This window comes from Pseudomonas psychrophila HA-4 (assembly GCF_000282975.1).
Classification (GTDB): Bacteria; Pseudomonadota; Gammaproteobacteria; order Pseudomonadales; family Pseudomonadaceae; genus Aquipseudomonas; species Aquipseudomonas psychrophila_A.
On sequence record NZ_ALJC01000062.1, the window covers coordinates 71,107 to 91,894 of the forward strand.

The following is a 20,788-nucleotide window of genomic DNA, read 5'->3' on the forward strand; positions in this document are numbered from 1 at the left end:
GGGCACGCTGGATATGCGTAGGGATGGCGGGAGCGGTTCGGCATGAGCACACAGGACAGTCAGCAAAAGCTGAGCGAGCTGTACATCAACCAGCGCAGTGCGCTGGTTCGGATGTTATCGCGGGTGGTGGGGTGCGCCAGTCTGGCGGAAGACCTGGCGCAGGAAACCTATGTCAAGGTGGCCAATGCCTTGAACACCCGACCTATCGAATACCTGCACCCCTTTCTGTATCAGACCGCCCGCTATCTGGCCTTCGATCACCTGCGCAGTTTGCGCAGCAAAAGGCGTTTCGAATGCCAAGTCAGTGATGAGCGCCACCTCACCGAAATCGCCACCAACGCACCCGGCCCCGACAGTCAGTTGCAAGGCCAGCAGTCGATGAAGCAGTTTCAGGCAGCGCTGACCACGTTGCCTAAGCGCCAACAACAGATTCTGGTGCTGAGCAAATTGCATGATTTGTCGAAAGTAGAAATCGCCCAGCGCCTGGGTGTTTCGATCAGCACGGTTGAAAAAGATTTGCGTACTGCGCTTAATGCCTGCGCCAAAGCCATCCAGAAGCAAGCCTCCCATGACTGACTTACCTGACGCCCCAGTTGTGCCCAGCGAGCATGTGCAGCACCAGGCCAGCGATTGGTTTGCCCAGCGCGAGGAGATGGCGCAACAGCCAGCACTGCGTCAACGCTTTGAGCAATGGCGCCAGGCAAACCCAGAACACGCTGCTGCGTACCAGACCCTTGAAACCTTGTGGCAAAGCCATGAGTTCGAGCAGGCGCTGCGCAGCCTTGATATCGACCTGCCCGCCGCCACAGCACGCCCTGCCCGTACACCGCGTAAAACGTGGCTGGTGGCAACGGCTGCCATGTTGCTGATGATGCTCACCAGTGGCTGGCTCTCCGACCTGCCAATGCGTCTGCGCGCCGATCAAATAACCGCCGTTGCTGAGGTTCGGCGCATAACCCTAGAAGACGGCTCGCAGATAGTTCTGGGCAGCCACAGCGCAATCAGCACTGACATCAACAACGACCACCGCCGCGTGCGCTTGCTGCGCGGCGAGCTCTATGTCGAAGCGTTTCATGATCCTTCGCGCCCACTGACGATTACGGCGGCTGATGCCACCGTGACCGTAGTGGGCACCCAATTCAGCGTTGGGCTGCAAGGTTCGGACGTAACCGTCGCAGTGCGTGAAGGCAAGGTTCGCTTTGCTGGCCAAACAGGTGAACACAGCCTGTTGCTGGCGGGTAACTGGCAGCAACTCAAAAACACTCACCTGCAAGCCGTGAACACCGAAGGCGCTGAACGGCAAATAGCGTGGGTGAAAGGCCGACTGTCATTTCAGGACCAGCCATTGGCTCAAGTCCTGAACACCCTCGCACGCTATTACCCGCACCCCATTGTGTTGTTCAACGGCGACGCAGCCGAACACCGCGTCAGTGGTAATTACCAACTGGATAATCCTGTCGCTATCGTCCAAGCCCTGAACAAGGTGACGTCTACCCAACTGACACGTTTGCCGGGTGGCATGCTGGTGATTCACTAAAGCAAACGGCGACATGCCTATTTTTTAAATAGTTTTACGGTTTTCGCGAGCTCAACCCGTCAAGGTGTTTGTTGTTGCAAATACTTCCTATTCACTCGGGGCTCGCATGTACTTTCCAACCCTTAGCACCACTTATGCACGCAGCGCGTTGGCGCTGGCTGTTTTCCTCGCATACAGCAACGTTCAGGCCGTCGAGCCCACCGCTAAATCCGTCAGCAATCAAGCGCTTAAGACCCATACGTTCGCCATTGCAAGCCAGCCCCTGGCCAGTGCGCTAGACCAGTTGAGCACCCAAAGCGGCCTGCAAATCGCATACTCCTCAGACATGGCCCAAGGGGTTGTGTCGCCGGGCGCCAACGGCACCATGACCGCCCGCCAAGCGCTGGCACAGTTGCTGAGCGGTACCGGCCTTGAAGCGCAGCCAAGCGGCGAAAATGCCGTGCTCTTGGCACCGCTGCCCCAGGCAGGATCCGCCTTGGAACTCGGTGCAACAGCAATCACCACCAACCAGTTGGGCACCGTAACCGAGGGCTCGGGTTCTTACACGCCGGGCACCATTGCCACCGCCACGCGGCTGATTCTGACCCCGCGCCAGACGCCACAATCCGTCACCGTCATCACCCGCCAGCACATGGACGACTTCGGCCTCAATAACGTCGACGATGTGATGCGTAACACCCCCGGTATTACTGTGTCGGCGTACGACAGTGACCGCTCCAACTACTACGCGCGCGGTTTCTCGATCAACAACTTCCAGTACGACGGCATCCCTTCAGCTGTACGCAACGTCGGTTATTCAGCGGGTAATACCTTGAGCGACACGGCGATTTACGACCGCATTGAAGTGATCAAGGGGTCAACTGGCTTGCTGACGGGGGCCGGCTCATTGGGCGCCACCCTCAACCTGGTGCGTAAAAAACCGACCTCCGAGTTCAAGGGCCACGCCTCGCTGGGCGCGGGCTCGTGGGACAACTACCGCAGTGAAGTCGACGTGAGCGGCCCTTTGACCGAAACCGGCAACGTGCGCGGTCGAGCGGTAGCCGCCTACCAAGACAAAGACTCGTTCATGGACCACTACTCGCGTAAAACATCGGTCTACTACGGCATTCTCGAATTTGACCTGACGCCCGACACGCTGCTGACCATCGGCGGCGACTATCAAGACAACACCCCCAAGGGCTCCAGCTGGTCCGGCAGTTTTCCGCTGATCAACTCCAAGGGCGACCTCAACAGCGTCAAGCGCTCGTTCAACAACGGCACAGACTGGAGCAGTTGGGACCAGTACACCCGCACCGTTTTCGCCACCCTGGAACATGACATGGGCGACGGTTGGGTGACCAAGCTGCAACTTGACCACAAACTCAATGGTTACGATGCACAAATGGGCTCAATTCAGGGCGCTTACCCTTACGCAGACGGCACCACGCCGATCACCGCCCAGCGCTATGTGGGCGACACCCGCAGCAACTCCGCCGACCTGTATGTGAGCGGCCCGTTCCAGCTGTTCGGGCGCGAGCATGAAGTGGTGTTGGGCGGCTCCATCAGCTCAGCGCACTGGAAAGGCCGGGGCTACTGGAACCCCATCTACCAGAACCCCAACGTGGTGGACTTTGGAAACTGGGACGGCCACGCCGAAAAACCAGCTTGGGGTCCTGTTGGCCAATACACCGACGACGTGATTCGCCAAACGGGCACCTACATGACCACTCGTTTCAACGTCAGCGATGACTTGAAAGTGCTGGTCGGTGGCCGCGTGGTGGACTATCACATGACCGGACTTACGCCGTCCTTTCGCGAGTCGGGTCGATTCATTCCCTATGTCGGTGCCATCTACGACCTCAACGACACCTACTCGGTCTACGCCAGCTACACCGACATTTTCATGCCGCAGGAAAACTACAACCGCGACAGGAATGAGCGGCTGATCGAACCGGATGAAGGTGAAAACTACGAAATCGGACTTAAAGGGGAGTATTTTGACGGCCGCCTGAATGCCAGTTTTGCCTACTTCCAAGTCAAGGAAAGCAACCGATCGGTGCCTGATGATGCCTACAACAACTTGAGCCCTACTCCACCGAATTATGCGTTCATCGGTACCAAGGCTGTGACCAAAGGCTTTGAACTTGAAATGTCGGGCGAACTCAGCCCAGGCTGGCAGGTACAAGCAGGGTATACCCACAAAATCGTGCGCGATGACAACGGCGAGAAAATATCCACCTTCGAACCGCAGGATCAGCTCAAGGTGTCCACCAGCTACAAACTCAAAGGTGACCTGGACAAGTTCACCGTCGGGGGCGGTGCTCGCTGGCAGAACACCGCCTGGCAAAACATCTACAACTCACCGCACAAGGAATACCAGAAATTTGAGCAGCCAGACTACTGGGTCGTTGACCTGATGACTCGCTACCAGATCAGCAAAAACCTGTCGGCCACCCTGAACGTGAACAACGTGTTCGATAAGTCCTATTACACCAATATTGGCTTCTATAACTCGGCGGTGTATGGCGAGCCGCGTAACTTCATGGTGACCACACGCTGGGATTTCTGATGTTCCCCGCAGACAGCGTTATGCACCGCATCGCCAAACGCGCCTGTTTAAGAGAGGCTATTACTCGGTAACAGCGCCTTGTTCGCGATCTTTTGATATTTATTGCTAAAAGATCGCGAACAAACGCTCGGCTTCTATTAACCCGATGCAGTTCTAAAGCGACCACAGTGTTCAGCGCACGCAACTGCCACTGCACCCGTACGTGACCGTCTTAGGGTCGACACTCAACGCCGTATGTGCTGCGTTTGCCCCGCCAAAAAATCCAGCCACTCACCGCCATCAACACCCAAGCAGCAATCGCGCCATAGACCATCACCCAACCAAAACCGTGCGCCAACGCAGCGCCCTGCCCTGCCGCGCTGAGATTTCCCGCCGAAATATTCTGCGCCAGCGCTCTCAGTTGCTCCTCATCGACCACACCAGGCATTTGGCTACGCAGAGAAGACAGGGTGCCCTCCACCAAAATAAAGCCCATCAGCGCGATATTGAGCGCGAGGCTGATCATGCGCGCGCTGATGTCGATACCCGAGGCCATGCCGGAGCGCTCACTGGGCACCGAACCCGTGGTGGTATTGGTCACCGGCGTGTTGGTCAGCCCCAGCCCGGTCCCAGCCAGCACACAGCCGGCCAGCAGGGTCAACCAACTGGCCTGCTCGACGCTGCTGCCCCATTTCATCAGCCAGAAGCCCAGGCCGATAGTGAACAGCCCGGCAGGTATCACCACTTGAGCCCGATAGCGCAACGCCAGGCGCTCGCCTAACGGTGGCACCACTAGGGTCGGCAGTGTGTAGGCCAGTAACGCCAGACCGGTGCCAACACTGCTGTAGCCAAGGCTGTTCTGAAAGTACAAGGGCAGGTAAATCATGAAGGGCCAGAAGCTGAAATTCATCGCAGCTGCGCCCACCAAGGCGCCCGAAAAACGCGGAATACGCAACACCGAAAAGTCGAACATTGGATCGACACCGCGCCGTTGTGTGAGCACAAAAGCGCTAACGCTGACGACCGCTACCAACAGGCTGAACATGGCTTCGCGGGTACTGAAACCCGTAGCAGCGCCTTGGGTCAGAAACCACGACAGCCCCAACACTGCCAAGGACAGCGACGTCATACCCAACACATCTAGGCGTCGACGTTGTGGGTCTTTTGACTCATCGACCCCGGCAATTACCAGTCCCAGCGCCAGTACGGCAATCGGCGCATGCACCAGAAACACCCACTCCCAACTCGACACTGCCACGATGCCCGCACCGATAATCGGCCCGAATCCCAGACCCATTCCGAACACAATTCCCCAGGCGCTAAATGCCTTTCCCCGTGCCGCCGCTGATTGAAACCTGTGCGACAACACGGCCACCTGACAGATCAACATCGCACCCGCTGCCATGCCTTGCAGAAATCGGCTGGCAATCAACACGTCATTATTTTGTGCAAGTCCACAACTCAGCGAGGTCATGCCAAACAACACCAGGCTGATCATGAATACCCGCTTGCGCCCGTAGCGGTCTGCTAGGGTGCCGATGGCCATTAGCACCATGGTGCAGGCGATGGTGTAGGCATTCATGATCCATTGCAGATCGTTGAAACTGCTGAGCAACACGGCTTCAAGGGTCGGCAGAATGGCGGGCACGCTGGATATTTCCAAGCCAAACATCAACGCGGCCATGCACACGGCGGCAAGGGTAAACACATCTTTTTGTGACGACGAAAACCGCATCAGTATCTTCCAGATCAGAGGGATGGGCTGCGCCTTGAGGCGACCGAGGGCATTCTGGGAGCAAGCAGAAGATGACAAAAATGATTTAATTTCGTAGGTTTTATTAATTTTCATCATGAGTTGGCCAAATGGACTACGACCCAACCTTGTTGCGGGCGCTTATTGCGATCAAAGAGACTGGCAGCTTCACCCGTGCTGCCGAGCGCATGCACGTGAGCCAATCCGCGATCAGTCATCAGATCCGCCGCCTTGAACAACAGGCGGGCACCCCACTCTTGACCCGCACCACCCGACGCTTGACCCTGACCGAAGACGGCGAAGATTTTCTGCGCTACGCCGAATGCATCATCAAGGCGCACGATGCCTTGATCCGCCGTTTTGAGACGTCATCGGTGACTGGAGCCGTGCGCTTTGGTCTGCCCGAGAACTTTATCGGCGATGGCTTGCCGCCGTTACTGACTCGCTTTACCCGACAATTTCCGGCGGTACGCCTCGACGTTACCGTCTGCCCGTATCTGGACCTGCGGGCGCAAGTAGACACTGACAAACTCGATCTGGCCGTGGTCCTGGCGTTGCCGGGCAGCCCGGCGTGTGGCACCGTTCTGCGCGAAACCCATTTTGTCTGGGCCGCCGCACAAGACTTCGAATTCGGTGCAGACACCCCTCTCCCGCTGGCCTTTGCCCCTGCGCCGTGTGTGCACCGCCAAGTGGCCATCGACGCCTTGCAGGGCTCCAGTGTGAAATGGCGGGTAGCCTTTACCTCGCCCAGTCAGCAAGGACTGCGCGCGGCTGTATTGGCCGGGCTTGCCGTTACCGCGTTTCCAAAGGGCGATCTGGAGCTGGGCATGCGGGTGATTGACGGCCAATATGGCCTGCCAGCACTGCCCAAGGCTGACTTCAGGCTTATCTGGAGTATGGCCGTCAAAAACCCAGCGGCCTGTGCGTTCGGCAAACTGCTGGTGAGCGTGTGCGAGCCGGATTAAATGCGGGCCGTGAAATAACCAGACCTGTCGGCGCGATCTTTGAGTTGTTTAAAAGATCGCGCCGACAGCAGGTATCAAGCGCCCTCGAACTTAAAAGGCGCGGTTACTTGAAAGCGACTTGAGACTTCACCCGAGAAAATGGTGCTTTGATCCGGCCCCAAATCAAGTTTCTTGACTTTGCCGGTCGCCTGGGTGAAGTCCAGCTTTTTAAGGTCTACCCAGAAAGTATTGGGGGTGATAGCGGACTCAAAAAAGTACAGCCCTTGCTTGTGATCAATCACCGAACGCCAGCGAGTCGACGAGATATTCGGCTCACCGGGCGTGGTGATGCCGTAAGGCACCGACACGTTACGTATCACGCTAAACACACTGGCCAGCGACAGGCGTGCGTCCTGATTTTTGGGCACTGCGTTCACGTAAAACGAAGCACGAGCAAATCGGTCGGCCGATCGGTTGGTGCCGGGCAGCATAACGGTGCCGCCAATCGCCTGCCAATAAGCGTTCATGGCCAATTGAGCGTCAAACGCCGGAGAGTTGGTGACCACCTGATACGCCCGGCTGTGGTGAATCACTTGCTTGCCGTCGATGTATTCAATGATCGCGCTATCACCCGATGCATCGGACATTGAAAGGTGCAACGTGGCCAAGCGGCTTTCACCCGGGACCTGCGCTGTGACCACATTGAAGGGCTCGGTTTTGAGTACTTCCACCGCTTCGGCCACGGTGCTGAAGTTATCCAGTACGTACTGGGCCCAGGCGGCAATGCTCAAACCCGGTTTGTCTTTGTTGAACGGCGGATACTGCGACTCAACCAGCCACAGCACGTTGGCCGCCAGCCCCGCTTCGTTTACCCCGTCGGTGGTCGAAATGTCGTAACCGCTGGCAATCACACTGCCGTATTTTGAGGTCCATTTAATGGACGATGGCCCAACCTCGCCATTGCGCTGCATGCCCTTCGGAAACACCCACAGGTTAGTGGCAACGTCAGTCTTCCAGTCCATGGAACGGGCCGTGATGACCCTCTGATCGTCTCCCAGATAAACCAAACGGGTACAGGCCTGCGCCAGTGGCAGCGATAAAACGAACCCTGACATCGCCAGAATCAGGGCTTTGATGACTGGTTTTTTCATTCCATTGATCCTTGCAAAGCTCATTAGAAACGCATGGACAGGCCGAGCACCGGCCCACGCTGGGTCACATCGTATTTGAAGGTGTTGCCGGTGAAATCGCGGCTTCGATATTCTTGCGCCAACACCCGATAGCCCAACCGCACTATGGTCGGGTGCTCGAATAGGTACAGGCGGTAACCGAGGTAGGCCTGAGCGTTATAGGTTTTCTTTGACGAAGTATCAAAACCGCCGGTATCCGCCGCGCCAGAGAGCAGCCAGCGATCTGTCAGGTCGGCTTGCATGCGCAACCCCACAAACGGGTCAGTCCATTCGGTTTTTTTCTTGGTGCTGAAACCCACGGAGTCGATGTGAACTTTGGTCGAGAGCTTGGTCCAGCGCAGGCCAGCGGTCGGCTCAACCCGCCAGGTTCGTGGCTCACCAAAGACTGTATTCCCCCCTAGCGCCTGCTCAAAAACCCGGTAGTAAACGCCACCTGCCAGGGTGGTCTGGGTAATGTCGAGGCTGATTTTCTGACCATAGACCCTTTCAGACTGGCCGGTCTTGGCGTAGACCCCGTCCATATAAAAACCTAGCGTGCGATTGGTGATTTCCAGGTTGCCCATGAAGACCTCGTTGAGGTTATTGAACACCTCGCGAAAGCCGACATCAGCCTTGGTATCGATCCCGCCTAACGCGACCTGCCCACTCATGGACGGCGCCCAGACAAAGGGACTCACCAGTACTAACCACTCATCTTTTTCAGTCCCTGAATCGCCAAAAGACTCTTCAGCCAATGCCGTGGAACACATGCCTAACAAAGGCCAAGTCATGCACATCATTCTGAACATCTGCTTAGCCGTAACTAGCCTCAGTGTCATCGCTTTCGTCGTCCTAACTGGCAGCTTTAAATAATTGACCTAACGGTATAGCACAACAAATCTGAACCTGTTTTGAACCTTTTAAAAAGCCAGTTAGTTGATCCAACTAGGCAAGCATGGTGTGCGTTCAGAAACCTACTGTGGCGGACAACAGGTACGTGCGTGGCGTTGAAAGCGTCAACCCCGGTTCGCTGTCATCCGAGGCGCCCGCTGAGCTCCAGAACCTTTTATCCATCACGTTTTCGACCGTCGCGCGTAAGGTAATGGCCTTGTCGTCAACCTTGAAGGCATAACGCGCGCCCACATCGAAACGCTCCCAAGGGTCGATTTCCTTACTGTTGGCTTGGTCAAGATACTGCGAACTGGAGTAAATACCACGCCCGGTCAGGGTCAGCCCCTCTACGCCTGGCACATCCCACTCAGTGCCAAGGTTGACGTTGTATTCCGGCGTTGCAGGCGCCCGATTGCCGTCATAGGTGCCGTTGGTGGTGTTGGTCAATTTACTGTCGATGTACATAACGCCACCGAGCACCCTGAAGCCTTTGAGCGGCTCGCCAAACACACTCAATTCCACACCACTGTTCTGGCGTTTACCATTGGGGCCAAAGACCTGCGTCGTGCTGTTGGTCTCATAAGCAGGCTGTTTGATGCGGAACGCACTCGCGGTGAAAGCCATCGGCCCCATGTCGTACTTAGCACCGACTTCGATCTGGCGGCTGATGAACGGCGGGAAGATCTCGTTATCGTTAACTGACGTTGACGGGGCAATTTTGCCTAGGCTCAGGCCTTCCATATAGTTGGCGTACAGCGACACGTTATCGGTCAACTTGTACAAAATGCCGCCCGAGGGTGAGACTTTTTCTTCGTCGTAGGCCGTTTTTCCTTTAACGCCGTTATTCCAGTCATCGACCTTGACCCGCTGCCAGCGTGCCCCCAGGGTCAGCAACAGGCGCTCGTCGAAAAAGCCCAGGGTGTCGGACAGCGCCACGCCACTGAAACGGTTTTCGGTGTAGACCTTAGAGTCCATGCGCGTTGGTGTGCCAGGCGTAGGTGTCACCACGGGGTCATAGATATTGCTTGTCGCGGTCGCGTAACGAGCGCCGCCGTTGGTGAAGTCCATGGAGTAGTAGCTGGTCGCCAGATTGACCTCATGGCTCACGTCTCCGGTGTGGAACCAGCTGCGCGCGCCCGCCGATACCGTACGCACGTTTTCGTCGCGGGTGAAGTCCCGCGGCTGAACGATGAAATCGCCCGCATCGTTGGTCACAGGCACCGCATGCCGGAGGAAGTCGTGGCTACTTTTGCGCAGGCCAACACCGCCGTAGAGCATGACCGAGTCATTGAGATCAAACTCGCCGTTAAACGTGCCAAACGTATCCTTAGTGTGGGCACGGCTCCAAGGTTCGGCATAGTTGTGGCGTACATCATTGGCATTCGGCACCTTCGCCTTGGGGCCGATCTGAACACGCTCCTGCGGCGCATCAGTGTTACGTTCGGTGTGCCCGATATCGGCTGAAAGGCGCACGCGCTCACCACGAAAATCCAGCCCCAGCACGGCCATTTCGCGGTCGACGCTCTGGTGATCCCACTCTGTGTCACCCGACTGTTTGACCCCGTTGAAACGCACGCCAAACTGGTTTTCGTCCCCGAAACGTCGGCCGACATCAACCGCTCCGCCCACCTGACTCCCGGAAGCGAAACTGCCCGTGAACTCCGTGATGGGTGTATCGGTGGCGCGCTTGGGCACAATATTGATCCCGCCGCCCACACTGCCACGCGGCGAGATGCCATTAATGAGCTGACTCGGGCCTTTGAGAATATCGACCCGATCCGCCATTTCCATGTCAATGGTGTATGTCGGCAGCACGCCATACAGGCCGTTATAGGACACATCGCTGTTAAACAGGCTAAAACCACGGATGGTGAACTGCTCATAGCGGCCACCGGCCGGGTTAGTCGCTCGCACCGATGGGTCGCTGGCAATCAGGTCACCCAAAGTTCGGGCTTGCAGGTTTTTGGTCGCTTCGCTGGTGTAGGTGGTCATGCTGAACGGCGTTTCCATAAAGTCCCGCGAGCCGAGCAAGCCTTGCGAACCACGGCGGGCGACCTGCCCCCCGGCGTAGACCTCAGCACTTGTCGATCCGCCAGCACCCAGAATCGAGGTACTGGGCAGTTGCAGACTGCCATCGCCCTGTGGGCGTGCAATCAGGGTGTAGTCCTCGGGCCCGGCCTTGATCAGTTGTAAGCCAGAACCTTGCAGCAGACGGGCAAAGCCCTCTTCTACCGCATATTCACCCGACAGCCCGCTGCTGGAGTGGCCGGCGACCAGCGCCGGATCTATAGAAAGATTGACCCCTGCCAGCCCGGCAAACCGGGTCAATGCTGCACCCAAACTGTCAGCGGGCACCTGATAAGAACGGCGCTCGACGGTTTGTGCCCAACTGGCGGCGATAAACAAAGGGCTGGCGGTGAGGGTCATCACCAGACCGAAACGTAATAAAGAGGGAACTGCAGACATGGGGCAACGCTCTCGTATTTTATTCACTTACCTCCAATGACAAGCGAGATGAAAAAAAGGGACAGGGTTTACCCCACAACAAATCCCCCCTAAGAGACACCGCTCGACGCTCGATTGCTCGCCCTCTTTTGATCTTCAAAAGCGCGCATTTTTCGACCCGGTGTTGTTAAGCAACGTTTTTGCGTGGCACCAACGTGACCCAGTAGCGGGTACGCATGTGCACCTCAACCGGCAAGCTGGCAGCCAGTAACGACAACACCCGATCAGTGTTGTCCAAGCCAAAGCTTCCGGTCACTCGCAACGTTTCAAGCTCCGGTTCCCAGCGCAGCAAACCGGGTCGATAGCGGCTCAGTTCACGCAGAAAATCGCCCAGCGCTTGGTTTTGCGCCATTAATACCCGCTGACGCCAGCCGGGCAACAGCGCATCAAACTCGGTGACGGCACCGGCTCCCGCTGCCCGCAAACTGATCTGCTGACCTGCGCGCAACAGCAACGCGGGGCCATGCAAAGGCTGTAACTGCACATCACCGCTCACCACCGACACATGACACGCATCTCTGCCAAGACGTACGCAGACTTCTGCGCGACTGAGGCTTATGCGGCCATAGGGCGCTTGAATACTCAAGGCTTCGCTAACCGCCACCTTCAGTGCCATTTCGCCACGCACCAGCATCAACAGCCGGGCGTGCATGTCGACATTCACCGCGCTATCGGTGTTGAGTTGCAAGAGGCTGCCATCCGCCAGCAGCAGGCGTTTTTGTTCACCAGTTGCAGTCTGCAAATCGGCTCGCCAGACCTCCAGCGGCAATTGTCTGCTCAACCACCAGGCCGTCGGCAGCAGCACCGCCACCCCCACTACCTGTTTGATAACAGCACGCCGCCCCGCTTGCGGACGATCCAGCGTGGCCATTGCCAAGGCTGAAGGCAGCACTGAAAACCGTTGGCGAAACTGCTGCACCCGTTGCCATGCCGCTTCGTGCGCACTATGGCTGTCGCGCCAACGTTGCAGGTGCAAATGATCGGTATCCGTGGCCGTTCCCGACTCGATCAGCGCCAGCCATTGCGCCGCCGCACGGGCAATGTCGCGCGTCGAGGATGCACCCGTGGCGCTGCTCACAGCTCTGCCAGCAAGCAATGCTCATAGGCCTGAGCCATGTAGCGTTTGACCGTACGTTCAGACACCTTCAAGCGCTCTGCAATATCTCGATAGCCCAGTCCTTCAAGCTGGCTCCATAAAAAAGCCCGACGCACCACGGCGGGCATGCCATCGAGTAATTCATCCAGCGCCTGTAGGGTTTCAAGCAGCAACCAGCGTTGCTCCGCAGAAGGCACACACGCTTGCGGCAACTGCGCCAGCGCTGCCAGATACGCCTGTTCGAGGCTACGCCGGGTGTAAAAGTTACTCAGTAAGCGCTTGCCCACCGTCAGCAGATAAGCACGCGGCTCGCGTACCTCTACCAGCGGCTGAGCGCTTGAAAGTACGCGCAAGAAGGTGTCCTGACTCAGGTCTGCGGCATCCCAGGCATTGCCCATGCGCCGTCTCAGCCAGTTTTGCAGCCAACCACTGTGGTCGCGATACAGGGCATGCAAGGTCTGCTCGGTGGGCGGCGCGGCTTCAGTCATCTCAAGAGACCCTGTGCTAAGAATGCAGTAAATGAGACTGATTCTAATTTAGGCGCCCGCTCGAAACCAAGCCCTTTTTACCCGCCCCCGTCAGGCACAGGTCTATTTGACCAATCGTTTTTCCTTGGAAGGTCGATAACCAAAGTAGGCGCTGTAGCATTTGCTGAAGTGGCTGGGCGAGACAAAACCGCAGGCTACCAATACGTCCACCTGAGACAGTTCAGTGTGTTGCAACAGCCGCCGGGCTTCGGTAATGCGCAGTTCCAAGTAGTAGCGCTGCGGCGTAGTGCCTAACTGCTCTTTAAACAACCGTTCGAGCTGGCGACGCGAGCGGCCCGCATACACGGCCAGTTGCTCCAGCTCCAACGGTTCTTCGAGGTTGGCCTCCATCAGCTTCACGACCTCGCGTAACGGCGCGCTGACGCTGATTTTTTCAGCTGGCTTGATGCGCCGGTAACGTGACTCCTCAAAAGCTAGGATGTCTTCGATCCCTTCGACCAGTGCTTTGTCGTGCAAGCTTCTGATCAAGTTGAGGGCCATCTGAAATGCCCCCGAAGGGCTCGAAGACGTCAGTCGGTCGCGGTCAATCACGTAAGGCTCACTGGTCACGTGCGCAGCCTTGGACACTTCCGCGAGCGCGGGCCGATGCTCAGGATGAATCGCGCAACGATAACCTTCGAGCAATCCTGCACTGCCCAGAAACCAGGCGCCATTCCACAAACCGCCCAGGCTGATGTCCAACTGAGCAGCGGCTTTTAACACGTGGATGAAGTGTTCATCGGTTCTCAGTTCAGTGCGATAACCGCCACACACCACCAACAGGTCCAGCTCATGGAGCTGTGCCACATCAAGCAGTGCATCGGGGCGAATAACCAGCCCCAGGTCGCTCACCACCTCATCTACTGCCAGACCAAAGGTCTTGGTAGAAAACAATCCGGGGCGCAACAGATTCGCAGTGATGAGGGCATCCAGTGCCTGGGTGAAGGCTGGCAGCGAGAAGTGCTCAAGCAACACAAAACCCGTGCGAACCATTGGCCGTGTTTCGCCCGGATTGTCAGTTAAGAAGCGCAGGTTCTTGCCCTTCATGCCTCCGCTGAATTGACGACGCTCGATCAAGGTTCGATCCCTATTATTGAGTTAGCGGGCAGCGAAAACGCTTGGCTTTGCCTGGACGGATGATACGTGGGCTGGGCGTCCTACAGAGATAAATTGTAGCCTTTGTCGAGGCCTGCGCCTGGCTGAGAGGCGATCCCAACTGCTGTGAACGAAACATTCCCGAGCACGCGTTAATGAGAAGCGCTATCATTGCGATCTTTTGTCACTGTCTGCTTTGGAATGGCTATCGATGCTCCCATCCTCTTCCACACGCAGTACCGTAGGCGAGTTGTACGTCCAGCACCATGGCTGGGTGGTGCAGCTATTGCGGCGTAAATTGGGCAATCATGACCACGCGCTGGATTTAGCCCAGGATACGTTTGTGCGGATGCTGCGCACCGATTCGCAGCCATTGCTGCGCGAGCCGCGAGCGTATCTCACGACTATCGCCAGCCGTCTGTGTGGTCAATATTTTCGCCGCCAAGCGCTCGAACGCGCCTATATGGAGTCGCTGGCAGTGCTGGAACCCGAACACATGCCCTCACCTGAATCGCGCTTGCTGGTGCTCGAAGCGCTGGATGCCGTGGGCCAAGTGTTGGATGGACTGGGCAGTAAGGTGCGGGAGATTTTCCTGCTCTCGCAACTGGACGGCCTGACGTATCCGCAAATCGCCGAGCACATGGATCTCACTGTTAACGTGGTGCAAAAAGCCATGCTCAAGGCTTACCGTCATTGTTATTGCGCAGTCTACGCAGCATGAGTCTGTTCGAACCGGCCAACGCGCAACCGCTGGATCAGGATGTGGTCGAGCAAGCTATGTTGTGGATGGTCACGTTGCAGTCGGGTGTGTGTTCCGAGGCCGAACATAAGGCCTGCCGCAACTGGCGCAAGCAATCGGCAATTCATGAAATGGCCTGGCAGCGCTTGAGCGGCCTCAATCGGGATGTGCGCGAAAGCACGCAATTACTGGCCCCCGAAGGTGCCCGCAGTTTGCTCAGGGCGCGTAATGCTACGTCACGACGGGCGCTGCTCAAGGGCTTTGCCGGGCTTGGGCTGGTCATGGCCGCAGGCATCGGTGTGCGGGAACGGGTGCTGCTGCCCGAGCTATTCAGTGACTACCGCACCGCCAACGGCGAACGTCGACGTTTTTATCTGGCCGATGGCGTGGGCCTGACACTGGACACCCACACGGCGCTCGATACCCAGGCCACCGCGACGGGTATCGACCTGACACTGAATCTGGGCCGAGTTCTGCTCACCAGCGCCGCGCCCGCTCATATAACCCTGAACACCCTTTACGCCCGCGTCCAACCGGCCGCACATTCACGGCTAATCATCAGCCAGGGCCTGCCCGAATTGCCCGGCACTCAGGTGCAAATGCTGGCAGGTAGCGCGTCGCTTGAACTCATCCGCGGTGAGCACATCAGTCTGCAAGCCGGCCAGCAACTGACTGTTGACAGCCATGGCGCTGGACATCCCGCACAGGTCACGGCGGCTTCACAGGCGTGGATCGACGGCCTGTTAATCGCCGAACGCATGCCGCTGGCCCAGGTGATCACCCAGCTCAACCGCTATCGCCGTGGCGTATTGCGTTGCGATCCTGCGGTCGCAAGCTTGCAGGTCTCGGGTTCGTTTTCGATTGACCAGCCAGATGCCAGCCTCGAGCTGCTAACACGGGTGTTGCCAATTCGTGTGCAACGGGTATTCGGCTATTGGGCCAACGTGGTGCCCGCCTAAACCACTTATTTTTCAGCGTAAGCGGCAGTTTTTTAAATCTCGTGCATCAGGTTAAGGGAAGACGCTGAAAAACAGCGCGCCGCCGCCCCTTTTCACACATGGACAGCCTCTATGCACATCCGACTTACGCCACTTGCCTGCGCCTTGCGCTCCGTTTTATTGGGGTTAACGCTTGCTTCGGCCAGCCACGCCGCCCTCGCCGCCACGGCCAGCGAGCACGCGCAAAGCCAGTCCTTCAACATTGCACCTGCCAGCCTAGACCAAGTGCTTGGCAACTTTGGGCAGCAGGCCGGGGTGATGATTGCCGTTGACTCGGCACTGACCACCGGCATTCAGAGCAAAGGCCTCACAGGCAACTTCGCGGTCGCCGATGGTCTAGAACACGTGCTCGCGCCACTGGGACTGCAAGCAGTCGGTGAAGGCGGCGGATATCGGGTCATCGCCAAGCCGAACGAGGGCAACGGGCAACTGCAATTGCAGTCCACACAGGTCACGGCCAACCAGTTAGGCACGATCACCGAAGGCAGCGGTTCGTATACCCCCGGCACCATTGCCACAGCGACTCGGCTGGTGCTGTCACCCCGCGAGACACCGCAATCCATTACCGTGATCACCCGTCAGCACATGGACGATTTCGGCCTCAGCTCCATCGACGATGTGATGCGCCATACGCCGGGTATCACCGTCTCGACCTTCGACAGCGAGCGCACCAACTACTATGCGCGCGGTTTTTCGGTCGAAAACTTCCAGTACGACGGTATCCCCACGTTACGCAACTCGGCCTACTCGTCGGGGCAAACCCTGAGTGACATGGCCATCTACGACCGCGTTGAGATCCTTAAGGGTGCAACCGGTTTACTGACCGGCGCCGGTGCTCCCGGTGCCACCATTAACCTGATCCGCAAAAAACCGACCCACGACTTCAAAGCCAGTGTGGAACTCGGCGCTGGCAGTTGGGACAACTACCGCACGCAGGTCGACGTGAGCGGCCCGATGACCGACAGCGGCAACGTGCGCGGGCGCGCAGTGGCGGCCTATCAAGACAAACACTCTTTCATGGACCGCTATGAGCGCAAGACCGGGGTCTACTTCGGTACGCTCGAAGCCGACCTCAGCGACGACACCTTACTGACCGTGGGCTTCGACTATCAAAACAATGACCCGCATGCCTCAGGTTGGTCTGGCAGTCGCCCACTGTTCGACCGTCATGGCGACCGTATCGACGTCAAGCGCTCCTACAACAACGGCGCCAACTGGAGCCGCTGGGAGCAGACCACCCAGAGCGTGTTCTCAACCCTAGAACACAGCTTCGCCAACGGCTGGGTCGGCAAAGCCCAGTTGACTCATCAGGTCAACAGCTACGACGCCCCGCTGGGTTCGGTCATGGATGGGCCCTTCCCTGCCACAGGCTTGTCATCGGTGTATGCCAACAAATTCACCGGCACGACCCGCACCGACGCTGCTGACGCCTACTTCAGCGGTCCATTCAGCCTGGCGGGCCGCGAACACGAACTGGTGGTTGGCGCATCGGCTTCCAGTGCCCATTGGAAAGGCAAGGATTATGGAAACCCGACCTTTGTGAATAACAACAAAGTGATCGATTTCTGGAACTACAACGGCGCCATCCCTGAACCGGACTGGGGCGCACCGACCCAGATCAACGACACCACGACCCGGCAAACCGCCAGTTACTTCACCGCACGCTTTAACCTGACCGATGAGCTGAACGTGTTGCTGGGTAGCCGGATCGCCAACTACAAATTGACCGGCGATTACCAGTCCAGCGAGACAGGTAAAGTCGTACCGTATGTGGGGGTAACCTACGACCTCAACGACACCTTCACTGCGTATGCCAGCTACACCGACATTTTCATGCCGCAGACCTACAACCGCGACCGCGAGAACAAGGTGTTGCAACCGGACGAAGGTAAAAACTACGAAGTCGGGATCAAGGGCGAGTTCTACGGTGGGCGCCTGAACACCAGCCTGGCTTACTTCGAAGTGCATGAAGACAACCGCGCCGAACCCGACGCCGAGTACAACGCCGACCCGACTAACCCGTCAATTCTTTACGCCTCGATCGGCACCAAAGCCAAGACCAAGGGCTTTGAAGCCGAGGTATCCGGCGAGCTGGCACCCGGCTGGCAGGCCCAAGCGGGTTACACGCATAAAATCATCCGCGATCATCAGGGCGAAAAAATCTCAACCTGGGAGCCACAAGATCAGTTGAGCGCTTACACCACGTACACATTCCAAGGCCCGCTTGATCGCCTGACCATTGGCGGTGGAGCACGCTGGCAGAGCCGTAGCTGGCAGAATATCTACAACCGCACCAAGGCCCAGTACCAAGACTTCTCACAAGACGCCTACTGGCTGGTCGATGTGATGGCGCGCTACCAAGTCACCGATAACCTGTCAGCGACCCTGAACGTCAACAACCTGTTTGATAAGTACTACTACACCAACATTGGCTTCTACAACACCGCCTACTACGGCGACCCGCGCAATGTGATGCTCAATACCCGCTGGGATTTTTAAAACCTGTTTGGGAGCGAGCGTGCTCGCTCCTGTGTGTCAACGCCGGTGCGCCAGCGAGCGGACCAATCGGTCGCCCATGCTTTGCACACTCTGCACCAGTATCACCAGCACGATCACAGTCGCGACCATCACCTGATTGTTGAAACGCTGGTAACCATAACGAATCGCCAAATCCCCCAATCCGCCGCCGCCAATCACACCGGCCATGGATGAAAAGCCAATTAGCATCACCAAGGTCAAGGTGATGCCTGCCAACAATGCCGGCAACGCTTCAGGCAGCAACACCTTGAAGATCACGTGCCAGCTATCACCGCCCATGGCCAGGATGGCTTCGATGCGGCCTTTATCAACTTCATCCAGAGCGTTTTCGACAATTCGCGCAAAGAACGGAAATGCACCAATGGTGATCGGCACCACCGCCGCCGTGCTGCCTAAGGTGGTCCCGACAATGAGCCGCGTCAGCGGGATCAAGGCAATCAGCATCACCACAAAGGGCAACGAACGCCCCACGTTGACCAAACCGCCCAAGCTTTTATTAAGCCGGGGCATTGGGTACAGGCCGTCATGGCGGCTAATAAACAGCAGTACCCCCAGCGGCAAGCCAATCAACAGGGTAAAAAACCCCGCCAAGAGCACCATGTACAGGGTTTCGCCGGTGGCTGTCAGCACCAGTTGCACGATGTCGTTCCAGTCGATGTGTCGGTTCATGTGCGCTCTACCCTGACGCCACGCTGTTTAAGAAAGTCCACCACTTGAGTCAATTTCAACTCGCTGCCCGGCTCACGCAATGCAACGCGTAAGCGGCCTACGGGTTTGCCGCCGATAGACTCGAAACCACTGGCCAGCAGATTCACGTTTATGCCGTGCTGTTGGGCCAAATCATTAAGCACCGGTGTGGCCAGTAAGGAGTCAAAGAAGCTCAATTCCAGCACTTGTTCTGCACTGCCCAATGTCGAGCGGTAACCCGGCAATAACGAGCGCCCGAGGGCCGAGTCTGGATTGGCCAGCAGTTGGGCAATCGGTCCTGCTTCGACCAGTCGCCCATGGGCCAGCGAGGCCGCGTGATCGCAAATCGACTTGACCACGTCCAGCTCATGGGTGATCAGCACGATGGTCAGCCCCAACTGGCGATTAATATCGCGCAGTAATTCCAAAATCGAGGCCGTGGTTTGTGGGTCAAGAGCGCTGGTGGCTTCATCTGACAAGAGGTAGGCAGGCCGCGCCGCCAAAGCACGGGCGATGCCCACCCGTTGTTTCTGCCCGCCGGACAACTGCGACGGGAACGCCTGCGCCTTGTCACTCAGGCCCACCAGATCCAGCAGCTCCAAAACTCGCGTACGGCGCTGTTCTTTGCTGACCTTGGCGATTTCCAGCGGCACGGCGATGTTGTCAAACACATTTCGCGAGTGCAGCAGATTGAAGCCCTGAAAGATCATGCCGATGCGCTGGCGTTGCTGGCGCAGTTCGCGCTCAGACAACGCGGTCAAGTCGGCGCCATCCAGCAAGATACGCCCAGAACTGGGCCGTTCGAGCAGATTGAGACAGCGCAGCAAGGTCGACTTGCCCGCCCCGCTGCGCCCGAGAATCCCGTAGATCGCGCCATCCGGAATGCTCAGCGAGACCTGGTCCAGCACAGGTGCCTGCCCCGGCGCATAGGTTTTGCTCAACTGCTCGACGGTAATCATTGCGTGGTGTCCACCTGAGTCACGGGCAACACCGAGCCGGTGTAAGTCTCAGTGATGAACTTGGCCACCTCAGGTGACGTCAAGTCTTTGGCCAGTTGCTTGATGCGCGGGTCATCCAGCAGCTTGGGATTGGTCACCAGGATATTGGCGTACGGGTTGTGCTCGACTTTCTCAAGCCCCAGCGCGTCCTTGGCCGGTACCAATCCAGCTTCCAGTGCGTAGTTGCCGTTGATCACAGCCAGGTCAAGGTCGTCTAGCGCCCGTGGAATCTGCGCTGACTCCACCTCGAGGATCTTCAGCTGTTTAGGGTTCTCGGCTATGTCCTTGGGCGTTGCCTGATCGGCTGCCGGGTCGTTGAAGCCGGGTTTGAGCTTGATCAGGCCGTTGTCTTGCAGCAGGTACAAGGCGCGGCTCAGGTTGGTCACGTTGTTCGGGACAGCCACCGTTCCCTTGACCGGCACGTCGGCGAAGCTTTTATACCGATGGGAATAGATGCCCAACGGCTCGATGTGCACCGTCGCGGCCACGGCAAAGGTTTTGCCTAAGGCCTTTTCCTGAGACTTCAGGTACGGCAAATGCTGGGTGTAGTTGGCATCAACATCGCCATGCGCCAACAGCTCATTGGCGTTGATCCCGCTGGTGAGTTCGATCACCTTGAGCTTCAGTTGCGGGTCGATCTTTTGCACGTATTCCAGAATCTGCGCATGCGGCACCGCGTCGGCTGCCACTCGCAACGGTTCCAACGCTAATGCAGCGTAAGACGTGAAGACGCCGCCCAGCACTGCGAGGGTCAATCCTGTTTTTTTGAACATGGTCAAAGTCC

At 57.5% G+C, this 20,788-nt stretch carries 17 protein-coding genes; 7 read left to right on the forward strand and 10 right to left on the reverse strand.

Annotation, left to right across the window (positions count from 1 at the left end; genetic code table 11):
• The first annotated feature begins 42 nt into the window (after positions 1-42).
• The 3 genes from B347_RS0107305 (at position 43) to B347_RS0107315 (ending at position 4,085) form a co-directional block, all read left to right on the forward strand.
• Positions 43-576 (forward strand): RNA polymerase sigma factor, encoded by a 534-nt coding sequence (locus B347_RS0107305; protein ID WP_019409047.1) that lies wholly within the window; start codon positions 43-45, stop codon positions 574-576.
• Positions 569-1,537: a FecR family protein gene (locus B347_RS0107310; protein ID WP_019409048.1), complete on the forward strand. Its 969-nt coding sequence runs from the start codon at positions 569-571 to the stop codon at positions 1,535-1,537. The genes B347_RS0107305 and B347_RS0107310 overlap by 8 nt, the downstream gene beginning before the upstream one ends.
• Positions 1,538-1,643: 106 nt before the next feature.
• On the forward strand, positions 1,644-4,085 hold the full coding sequence (locus B347_RS0107315) for a TonB-dependent siderophore receptor (protein WP_019409049.1): 2,442 nt from the start codon (positions 1,644-1,646) through the stop codon (positions 4,083-4,085).
• Between the two features lie 211 nt (positions 4,086-4,296).
• Here the strand turns inward: B347_RS0107315 and B347_RS0107320 are convergent, their stop codons facing one another.
• A complete protein-coding gene (locus B347_RS0107320; protein WP_019409050.1) occupies positions 4,297-5,799 on the reverse strand; it encodes an MFS transporter in 1,503 nt (500 codons plus the stop codon).
• 128 nt (positions 5,800-5,927) lie between these two features.
• Here B347_RS0107320 and B347_RS0107325 point away from each other — a divergent pair, with 128 nt between their 5' ends.
• Entirely contained in the window at positions 5,928-6,782 is an 855-nt protein-coding gene (locus B347_RS0107325) for a LysR family transcriptional regulator (protein ID WP_019409051.1), read from the forward strand.
• A 74-nt stretch (positions 6,783-6,856) separates the two neighbouring features.
• On the opposite strand, the gene B347_RS0107330 is transcribed toward B347_RS0107325, so the two are convergent.
• The 6 genes from B347_RS0107330 to B347_RS0107355 all read right to left on the reverse strand — a co-directional run bounded on the left by B347_RS0107330 (position 6,857) and on the right by B347_RS0107355 (position 14,026).
• Positions 6,857-7,912 carry a linear amide C-N hydrolase gene (locus tag B347_RS0107330; RefSeq protein ID WP_019409052.1) on the reverse strand — a complete coding sequence of 352 codons (1,056 nt, stop codon included), beginning with the start codon at positions 7,910-7,912 and terminating at the stop codon, positions 6,857-6,859.
• A 23-nt stretch (positions 7,913-7,935) separates the two neighbouring features.
• A complete protein-coding gene (locus tag B347_RS0107335) occupies positions 7,936-8,721 on the reverse strand; it encodes a hypothetical protein (RefSeq protein WP_019409053.1) in 786 nt (261 codons plus the stop codon).
• A 175-nt stretch (positions 8,722-8,896) separates the two neighbouring features.
• Complete coding sequence (locus tag B347_RS0107340; RefSeq protein WP_019409054.1) at positions 8,897-11,287, reverse strand: TonB-dependent receptor; 2,391 nt, start codon at positions 11,285-11,287, stop codon at positions 8,897-8,899.
• A 166-nt stretch (positions 11,288-11,453) separates the two neighbouring features.
• Positions 11,454-12,404, reverse strand: a complete 951-nt coding sequence (locus B347_RS0107345; RefSeq protein WP_019409055.1) for a FecR domain-containing protein — start codon at positions 12,402-12,404, stop codon at positions 11,454-11,456.
• Positions 12,401-12,910, reverse strand: coding sequence for a sigma-70 family RNA polymerase sigma factor (locus tag B347_RS0107350; protein ID WP_019409056.1), 510 nt, complete (start codon positions 12,908-12,910; stop codon positions 12,401-12,403). The genes B347_RS0107345 and B347_RS0107350 overlap by 4 nt, the downstream gene beginning before the upstream one ends.
• A gap of 102 nt (positions 12,911-13,012) precedes the next feature.
• Complete coding sequence (locus tag B347_RS0107355; RefSeq protein WP_019409057.1) at positions 13,013-14,026, reverse strand: helix-turn-helix domain-containing protein; 1,014 nt, start codon at positions 14,024-14,026, stop codon at positions 13,013-13,015.
• A gap of 229 nt (positions 14,027-14,255) precedes the next feature.
• Here B347_RS0107355 and B347_RS0107360 point away from each other — a divergent pair, with 229 nt between their 5' ends.
• The 3 genes from B347_RS0107360 (at position 14,256) to B347_RS0107370 (ending at position 18,280) form a co-directional block, all read left to right on the forward strand.
• Complete coding sequence (locus B347_RS0107360) at positions 14,256-14,765, forward strand: sigma-70 family RNA polymerase sigma factor (protein WP_019409058.1); 510 nt, start codon at positions 14,256-14,258, stop codon at positions 14,763-14,765.
• Positions 14,762-15,742: a DUF4880 domain-containing protein gene (locus tag B347_RS0107365; RefSeq protein WP_019409059.1), complete on the forward strand. Its 981-nt coding sequence runs from the start codon at positions 14,762-14,764 to the stop codon at positions 15,740-15,742. Before B347_RS0107360 ends, B347_RS0107365 begins: the two co-directional genes overlap by 4 nt.
• Before the next feature lie 111 nt (positions 15,743-15,853).
• Complete coding sequence (locus B347_RS0107370; protein ID WP_019409060.1) at positions 15,854-18,280, forward strand: TonB-dependent siderophore receptor; 2,427 nt, start codon at positions 15,854-15,856, stop codon at positions 18,278-18,280.
• A gap of 36 nt (positions 18,281-18,316) precedes the next feature.
• On the opposite strand, the gene B347_RS0107375 is transcribed toward B347_RS0107370, so the two are convergent.
• The 3 genes from B347_RS0107375 to B347_RS0107385 are packed head-to-tail and all read right to left on the reverse strand — an operon-like array spanning position 18,317 to position 20,777.
• Positions 18,317-18,988, reverse strand: coding sequence for a methionine ABC transporter permease (locus B347_RS0107375; protein ID WP_019409061.1), 672 nt, complete (start codon positions 18,986-18,988; stop codon positions 18,317-18,319).
• Complete coding sequence (locus B347_RS0107380; RefSeq protein WP_019409062.1) at positions 18,985-19,965, reverse strand: methionine ABC transporter ATP-binding protein; 981 nt, start codon at positions 19,963-19,965, stop codon at positions 18,985-18,987. The genes B347_RS0107375 and B347_RS0107380 overlap by 4 nt, the downstream gene beginning before the upstream one ends.
• Entirely contained in the window at positions 19,962-20,777 is an 816-nt protein-coding gene (locus B347_RS0107385) for a MetQ/NlpA family ABC transporter substrate-binding protein (RefSeq protein WP_019409063.1), read from the reverse strand. The genes B347_RS0107380 and B347_RS0107385 overlap by 4 nt, the downstream gene beginning before the upstream one ends.
• Positions 20,778-20,788 lie beyond the last annotated feature (11 nt).